3 protein-coding genes and 2 pseudogenes are annotated in these 5578 nt (G+C 59.8%); 1 reads left to right on the top strand and 4 read right to left on the bottom strand.

The features are described from left to right. From Q7T64_RS15740 to Q7T64_RS15725, 4 genes and pseudogenes are all read right to left on the bottom strand, one after another. A pseudogene (locus tag Q7T64_RS15740) lies at positions 1-696 on the bottom strand (hypothetical protein); the annotation flags it as partial. 96 nt (positions 697-792) lie between these two features. Beyond that, the gene (locus tag Q7T64_RS15735) at positions 793-1356 is read right to left on the bottom strand and encodes a hypothetical protein (RefSeq protein WP_304797652.1); all 564 of its coding nucleotides are present in this window, start codon (positions 1354-1356) and stop codon (positions 793-795) included. 90 nt (positions 1357-1446) lie between these two features. Further along, positions 1447-2013 (bottom strand): hypothetical protein, encoded by a 567-nt coding sequence (locus tag Q7T64_RS15730; protein ID WP_304797649.1) that lies wholly within the window; start codon positions 2011-2013, stop codon positions 1447-1449. A 72-nt stretch (positions 2014-2085) separates the two neighbouring features. Beyond that, complete coding sequence (locus Q7T64_RS15725) at positions 2086-3963, bottom strand: hypothetical protein (protein ID WP_304797646.1); 1878 nt, start codon at positions 3961-3963, stop codon at positions 2086-2088. 289 nt (positions 3964-4252) lie between these two features. Here Q7T64_RS15725 and Q7T64_RS15720 point away from each other — a divergent pair. Continuing rightward, positions 4253-5578, top strand: a pseudogene (locus Q7T64_RS15720) (phosphoribosylformylglycinamidine synthase); the annotation flags it as partial.

The raw sequence follows: 5578 nt of genomic DNA, 5'->3' as shown, positions 1-5578 counted from the left end.
GTCCTGTGTCGGCTTGGACTTGGTCGGCACTGCCACCCGTGCTGGTGCAGGGTGTTGTTGTTGTTTCTGTTTTGCCGTGGGCGCCTGCAGTGCCAGGTCCGCCAAAAGGGCCTCGAGCTCGTCTTCCACCTGTTGTGCGGCTTGGCCGGGTGTCGCTGTCTGCGCAGGTACTTTTTTCGCCGGCTTTGGCGGCTCCAGCGCCTGATACTTCGCGATCAGAAAATCGAGTTCGGCCTCTGCGCGCTGCTGGACCGGCGGATCTTGCGGGGCTGCGATGGGTTTGGTGCTCGCGCTCCGCTGCTTAGCGGGAACGACTGCATCGGGCGTGTCCGCCTTCGGCCGGGCCGGCGCCAACATTTTCGGCAAGAGCATGGCGCGGCGCCGCTGCAGACGCGGGTCGGCCTGTCGTTGTTGTGTCGGCGCTGGTGCGGCCCGCGTCGCAGGGTGGTGCTTGATTTCGCCGTTTTGGGTATTTTTAAGCGTGGTCTGCTTCCGTGCCGGACGTGCGCCTGGCAGTGTCCTGTCTGTTTGCCGGGCATGTTCCAATTGGTCTGCTCCGGTGCGAGCGAGTACCGCTTTTTTGCTGTCGCTTCTATGCTCGCTGCGGATCGGCGCCTTGCGCTGCCTACCGACAGCGGGCGGCGCAGTCGTGGCAGACCGTCCCGTGTTGGCGGGCGTGATTTTTTTTATTTTCATCAGTAAAAGCTCCCCGGTGATCCATTCAGCCCTAAGGCAGGCTATTTACCCAATTCGAACGCCTGCCCCCCGTTTGCTTATTGGCGCATCCACGCCTTAGTTGGTGCTGACCGCATCGATCCCTTCACTCAGCGCCTCCAGCGCACCCAGCAAGGTGAAATCGCCATCCTGTTCCCACGTGTCAGGTTCGGATCGCCATTGCCAGCGCGAAGGGGCGTGGTCGCTGAAGAACACGATCAGCCGTTCGTTGGCCGGCAAGGCGTCGAGATCGGCGGCCCTGGCTGCTTCATCGAGCAACTGTCCGACAAAGCTGGTCACGCCCTCAATGCGCAGGCGGGCGCGTTCGGCATCGTCATAGGCATTGCCCCAGCGGCATTGCAGGAACAGCGCTAGCGATGGCGTCGCCACGTTGCAGTGCATGACCCAGGAATTGATGCCGTGGCCGGAAAAGCCGATCTCGGCATAATCGGCGATGTTGCTGCGTGCTTCCTGGATACGAAGGTCGATGTCCTCCGGCGAGCTGTCATCACTGCGGGTTGACCAGCTATGCGGGCCAGTCTTGACCAGCGTGCGCATCAGTGCGGCGGGCAGCGGCGGTACTGGCAGGTTTTCGGTCTGGAAAAATTCCTTGAGCTCTTCAGCAGCGACTAGCTGAGACATGACGACTCCTCGGTGTCAGTTGTTTGCTATTGCTGGCTTGGGCCAGGCCTAGGTCGGGCCGCTTACTGTCGGCGGACTGCTGGCACGGACTTATTTTTTCTTGCTGCCAGCGTCAATCCGTTCACGCAGGGCCGCTAGCGCGCCCAGTAACGTGAAGTCGCCATCCTGATTCCAGGCGTCGGAGGCAGAGCGCCATTGCCAGCGCGACGGTGCGTGGTCGCTGAAAAATACGACCAGACGCTCCTTGGCCGGCAAGGCGCCCCGGGCCGTGGCCTTTTCTGCGTCGTCGAGCAGCATGCCGACAAAGCTGATCACGCCTTCAATGCGCAGGCGGGCACGTTCTGCGTCGTCATAGGCGTTGCCCCAGCGGCATTGCAGGAACAGTGCGAGCGATGGCGTGACGACATTGCAGTGCATGACCCAGGAATTGATGCCGTGGCCGGAAAAGCCGATCTCGGCGTAATCGGCAATATTGGCCTGTGCTTCCTCGATCCGAAGGTCGATGTCCTCGGGCGAGCTGTCGTCGCTGCGGGTCGACCAGCTATGCGGTCCGGTCTTGACCAGCGCCTGCATCAATGCGGCGGGCAGCGGCGGCACCGGCAGGTTTTCGGTCTGGAAAAATTCTTGCAAAGCTTCAGTGGCGGCTATTGGCGACATGGTCGTTCCTCAGTGTATTGAATTGTGGCTGGGGCTGGCGTACGCACAGGCATCGTCTGCAGCATGGGAAATTCATAGGAATGTCGGGCGTTGGCCATCGCGGGCAAACAGTGAGGTGCGCGGATTGGTCATATCGGCAGCGCGCCAGCCATCGTCATTGTCGATTACCTCGATCTCTCCGGCGTCAATTGCCGCCACGATCATATCGAAGCGATCCAGGAAAGCCTCAATATCCTCGATATAAACCAGCGTACCGACTACCGCGGCTTCCATGGCATCCCGCATACCGGGTGAGCGCAATCGGTCGGCAAGTTCCTTGTCCAGATAGCGTGTCTGAATCGGAAGGTAATAAGGCATGAATGAATTTTCGTGAGTGAGTTGATATTGGGTGTTGGGGCCAAAGGATTGATCCAGGTCGATTCTCCGGGCGCAATAGCGGCCATTGTTTTCTTCAACGATGATATTGCCTGCGTGGCAATCCGACTCGTTGATCAGCTCATCGAAAAACTCGACGCGTGCGTACGCTTTTTTCAAGGATGGATTATTGTTCCTGAATGGTTCCAGCGTATCCGGATTCTTGGGATCCGTTACGGAGCCGGTAAGGAAGACATCCTTGCCTTCGAACCGGATCGAATGCACGCCCAATATCTTGGATTGCGCCAGGTTGACTGCCGGGTCTTTCATCAATTGCTTCTTCATTGCCGGCTTGGTAAGGCGAGCGTAGTCGCTGGAATTTCGATCCAGTTTCATCTTGTAGTGATGGGCCGCCATCGGCTTGCCAGGCGCGACTTCCATGAACAAGCCCAGCCTGTCGTCAACGATGCCCATGAATGCGTCGCCGGTCACGCCGTCGTCGCCGGTCAGTCCGAGCGTGCGGGCGACGGACACGGCTGCGAGGTTCCTGGTCTCGGGAAAAAATTCATCCTCCTTGATATCGGTCAGTTCAGCGCCCAAGCCAATCGACGGCGTCTTCGTGCTGGGCTTGAATGCAAAATTGCGTTCTTGCCCGCTCCGGGGATCGATGATGCGCAATAGTTCGACCTGATTGAAGCCACCCTTGCCCAACACGATTCGTTTGCCATCCGCAGCAGGAATGGAATCGCCGACAAAGCGGGGAAATATCCCAGGGCTCAGCGTGAGATTGGCCTCGTCTTCATAGAAGGCACTTATTTTCCTGAAGTCATGCCGGTACATGATGGCGCCGCCGTCGGGTCCGATGTCGGCCCAATTTTCGGCTGTTTCCGCTTCCATGCCGAATGCACGAAGTAGGCAATAATTGACTTTCACTGACGGCGTACTGGCTGCGTCAGGATGCCTGGTCGCCTCGCGGAAGTGTGTCGGGTCGCTATCGGCTTCGCAATCGCAGAATGCGCTTGCTTCGGTGACGCTGAGTCCCGCTGTGCGCCCAAGGCAGTATTCGAGCCGGGTCTGTTGTTCGCTCTTGCCGGGAACAACAGGTATGTCTTCGCTGGCATATTGTCGGGCATCGTCCAGGCTGGCGCCAATTTCCAGCACCAGGGAAAACGCCAGTAACTGCGCATCGCTGCCAAGCGGCATGCTGGAGAACGCTTCATCGACGTGCGCAGGCAGCGCGCCGCTTGCCACCAGGGACGACTTGCGTGCCGCAATGCCGGACGCATTCGGATCGCTGCCTGACAGCAAGCCGGAGGTGCTTGCTGCCGGCGGGGAGCCATCGTCGGTGAAATCATCGTCAAAAGGATTGGGCGGGATCGGGGTCCCGTCGCTAAAGGTGTGCAATCGGCCAGACGGCCGCTCATCCTTGATGTTTCGCAGCGCGCTGGGATCGGACGTACTGGCCAGTACATGGTCCTGTGCCGCCGGTGAATTTTTTTCCGGCGATTGCGACTGTTCCTGACGGGGAGAGGCAGGCGGCAATGGTGCGTCTGCGGGCGCTGTTTGCCGACGGCCAGGTGTTTTGACAAAAGTCATGGGCTATCCGTCATCAAGGTGCTTATTGCGAGCATTCAGTGGGAAGTTGACATGGATCAGAATTGCCTGGCATCAGTAACCGATTAGCGAACTTTGTTCCGTATGTTTGACGAATGGCATCAAGTTTTAGTGCTGTTGCCCCGCGGTCCGGTACAAGCTGCGGGCATGGCGGGTGGGCCCGCAGCGCTTGGAGTGGCCGGGTTAGTTGGTATAATCCGGCTTTCCTTTCCAGACAGACGATCGCTTCATGCGGCACTCCTGCTCGCTGTCGCATCCCTTCGAATTCGCCATGCTGATCCTGCCGGGCTCGAATGCCCTGTCCCCTTTTCGTACGCAACGCCTGTTAGCCCAGCTGCAGGATCTGGAGCCGTCAATTTGCGCGGTAGCCGGCCGCTACCTGCATTTCGTCGACGCTTCTTCCGGGATTGGCGAGACCGATCGCAGCCGGCTGGCCGGACTGCTGCATTACGGTGAACCGTTCTCCGCCAGCGAGGAGGGCGAGCAATTCATCGTTATTCCCCGTTTCGGCACGATTTCGCCCTGGGCCAGCAAGGCCACCGACATTGCCCGCAATTGCGGTTTGTCGGCCGTGGTGCATCGCATCGAGCGCGGCATCGTCTATTTCATTGAGCGCAAGGGCGGTCTGTTGGGCAAGCCGCGCGCGCTCGATGCGCAAGCGGCTGCGGCGGTCGCCGGCTTGCTGCATGACCGGATGACCGAGCTGGTCCTGCGGGAAACCGCCGGGGTTGCGCAACTGTTCACGCCGCTGGAAGCACGGCCGCTGGAGTCTGTCGACGTGCAAGGCGGCGGCAAGGACGCCTTGTTGCGCGCCAATACCGAGCTTGGCCTGGCCATGTCGGACGACGAGATCGATTATTTGCTGGACGCATTCACCCGCGCCGGCCGCAATCCGACCGATGTCGAGTTGATGATGTTCGCCCAGGCCAATAGTGAACATTGCCGGCACAAGATTTTCAATGCCGACTGGACCATCGACAGCCAGCCGCAGCAGCGTTCGCTGTTTTCGATGATCCGCAATACGCATGAGAAGCAGCCGCGCGGAACGGTGGTGGCCTATAGCGACAATTCCTCGGTCATCGAAGGGGCGACGGTGCAGCGCTTTTATGCGCGCGGGGAGCAAAACGGCCATGTGTATGGCGCCAGCGAAGAGCTGACCCATATCCTGATGAAAGTGGAAACCCACAATCATCCGACCGCGATTTCACCGTTTCCCGGCGCTTCCACTGGCGCTGGCGGCGAAATCCGCGATGAAGGCGCGACCGGACGCGGCGCCCAGCCGAAAGCCGGCCTGACCGGTTTTACCGTATCGAACCTGATGATCACCCATGCCGTGCAGCCTTGGGAAAATGCGCGCGATGCCGGCCAGCCGCCGGCACAGCGGCAGGCACATGGGCAGGGCGGCATCTATGGCAAGCCGGACCGCATTGCGTCGCCGCTGCAAATCATGCTGGACGGGCCTATCGGCGGCGCTGCATTCAATAATGAATTCGGCCGGCCCAACCTGGCCGGTTATTTCCGCAGCTACGAGCAGAATGTGGGCGGGCGCGTCTACGGTTACCACAAGCCGATCATGATTGCCGGCGGCCTGGGCAAC

Source organism: Lacisediminimonas sp., from assembly GCF_030645335.1.
In the GTDB taxonomy this organism is placed as follows: Bacteria; Pseudomonadota; Gammaproteobacteria; order Burkholderiales; family Burkholderiaceae_D; genus Lacisediminimonas.
The sequence above is the reverse complement of the archived record's forward strand: the minus strand, read 5'-3'. Positions and strand labels throughout refer to the sequence as shown.